Origin of the sequence: Methanosphaera sp. A6, from assembly GCF_001729395.1 — an archaeon.
Classification (GTDB): domain Archaea; phylum Methanobacteriota; class Methanobacteria; order Methanobacteriales; family Methanobacteriaceae; genus Methanosphaera; species Methanosphaera stadtmanae.
Genome location: NZ_MAIF01000099.1, coordinates 1 through 2333, shown reverse-complemented (window position 1 = coordinate 2333; position 2333 = coordinate 1). Strand labels below are relative to the sequence as shown.

The 2333-nt window shown below is 25.6% G+C and carries 4 protein-coding genes; all 4 read left to right on the top strand.

Features of this window, described 5'->3' with window-relative positions; translation table 11 throughout:
- Positions 1-148 precede the first annotated feature (148 nt).
- Genes A9758_RS03335 through A9758_RS03320 form a run of 4 tightly spaced genes read left to right on the top strand, consistent with a single transcriptional unit; the run spans position 149 to position 2270 of the window.
- Positions 149-694 (top strand): 50S ribosomal protein L15e, encoded by a 546-nt coding sequence (locus tag A9758_RS03335; RefSeq protein ID WP_048059757.1) that lies wholly within the window; start codon positions 149-151, stop codon positions 692-694.
- A complete protein-coding gene (locus A9758_RS03330) occupies positions 695-1123 on the top strand; it encodes an RNA-binding domain-containing protein (RefSeq protein ID WP_011406820.1) in 429 nt (142 codons plus the stop codon). It abuts the gene before it with no gap.
- 60 nt (positions 1124-1183) lie between these two features.
- Positions 1184-1876 carry a ribonuclease P protein component 3 gene (gene rnp3, locus A9758_RS03325; protein WP_011406821.1) on the top strand — a complete coding sequence of 231 codons (693 nt, stop codon included), beginning with the start codon at positions 1184-1186 and terminating at the stop codon, positions 1874-1876.
- Positions 1877-1904: 28 nt separating this feature from the next.
- Positions 1905-2270 (top strand): Rpp14/Pop5 family protein, encoded by a 366-nt coding sequence (locus A9758_RS03320; protein ID WP_011406822.1) that lies wholly within the window; start codon positions 1905-1907, stop codon positions 2268-2270.
- Positions 2271-2333 lie beyond the last annotated feature (63 nt).

Here is a 2333-nt window from a genome sequence, read left to right as displayed (position 1 = left end):
TTAGGAGAATATTAATATTTAGAAACTCTTAGTTTCTTTGAATATATGTTTTTACTATTATTCTATTTTTATACTCCTTTAATATACAACATATTAAAAAACTAAAATTGGATGTGGCTTTTATAGCTGAACAATGAGGTGTTATATAATGTATAAGTATATGAAAGAAGCATGGAAAAACCCAGATGAATCTTATGTGAAAGAACTCATGAGAGAAAGATTACCTAAATGGAGAAGACAACCTGTAATTATAAGAATTGACAAACCAACAAGAATCGACAGAGCACGTCGTTTAGGTTATAAAGCTAAAACAGGATATGTAGTCGCTAGAATTAGAGTAAGAAGAGGATCAAGAAGAAAATCCAGATTCAAAAACGGAAGAGATCCTAAAAGAATGGGTGTAAACAAAATTTCAGGAGAAAAATCCATTCAAAGAATGGCTGAAGAACGTGTTGCACGTAAATATCCTAACTTAGAAGTATTAAACTCATACTGGGTATGGGAAGATGGTAAAGCAAAATACTACGAAGTAATCCTTGTAGATCCTCAATGTCCTTCAATCCAACATGATAACAAAATCAATTGGATTTGTAGTAAAAAACACACAAGACGTGCTTTCAGAGGTTTAACTTCTGCAGGTAAAAAAGGAAGAGGATTAAATAAAAAAGGTAAAGGTGCTGAAAAGGTTAGATAAATGATCCATAATATTTCTTATAGAACATTTGTTTATGGAACAGAGGATGAAGAAAAGGTAACTGATGCTATCAGTTATATTTTTCCCAACCTTTTACCTGAAAAAACCATTACTGAAGATCACTTTGGTAATGATATAATAATATTATCTGAGAAAATAACTAAAAAACGACATAATCGAGATTTTATAAAGTTTTTTAATGAAAATTTATCTAATTCAGATAAAGAAATTATTAAAAACGAGTTAAGTCGTAGAATGGATGAAAAAGGAAACTTTTTCCTACGTTTTGACAAACAAGAAGCTTATAATAGAAATCTTAAGTTAACATACTCAGGTAATGCTATACATGCTAGAATAAAAATTGCTAGTTATCCAGTAAGTAAAGAGAATGCATTGAAAGTTGCTTATAAACTCTTTGACTTCTTATAACTATAATATTTTTTTTAAAAAAAATAAAACCCTACTAATAAAATTTACAGGATTAATTATATGACTATTTTTTATGATTTAAATGTTGCACCAGAAATAGAAGTTATTGAACAATTAGAAGAATTTGGATTTAATGGAGCTTGTATATTTTATGATTCAAATGAATATGATATGAGTATTAAAGAATCTTTTGATAAATTAAATGAAGATACACATATGACTTTATATCATGGTGTTTGTATTGATGAAACTAATCCTAAATTACTACGCAATACTGTTCAACGTTTTTATAAAAAAGTAGATTTAATTATGGCAAATGGTGGTGATTCTAAAATTAATCGTGCTATTTGTGAAATGCCCCAAATTGATATTATTAATCATCCATACTTAAATAATCGTAATAGTGGTATTAATCATGTACTTGCTAAGTTATTAGTTAAAAACAATATTAGTGTCAATATAAATCTAATGGATATATTGAAAAATAGAGGTTATTATAAGGCAAGAATTCTTAATCAAATCAATCAATTATTATTATTAGAAAATAAATATAATTTTCGTGTTGTTATAAGTAGCGGTAGTGAGTGTTTTTACGATGTTAGATCTCCTAAAAGTATGATTTTATTAAATCAAACAATGAATATGGATTTAAAACATGCCAAAAATACTATTTCAAAAAATCCTCTTGAAATAATTAAAAATATAACAAAACATAAAAATAGTATTATTGATGGAGTTCAAATTATTGAATAATAAATAAATTATACAGTATGATGTTATTATGACTAAATTAAAAATTTTACCACCTACATTAAGAGAAAAAAAAAGATACATAGCCTTTAATTTATATAGTGAAACTAAAATTAAAAGAGATGAAATTATCACATTTCTCTGGAATAACCTAATAAACATATATGGTGAAATAGAGTCAAGTAAAATAAATTTATGGCTTATAAATGTAAAACAAGTTGAAAATCCCAACAGATTTCAGTATAAATGTATTATAAAATGTAGACGTGGATATGAAAATAAGATGATTACTGCCCTTAATTCAATAGTTAGATATAAAAAAAATAGAGTTGTAATCCATACATTAGCAACCTCTGGTACTATTAAATCATTAGATAATAAATTTAACCTCCTCTAATTATAAAATATTTTAACTTTTTTTTATAGAATCCATTTATTTTTATATAAATTTAAATATAAA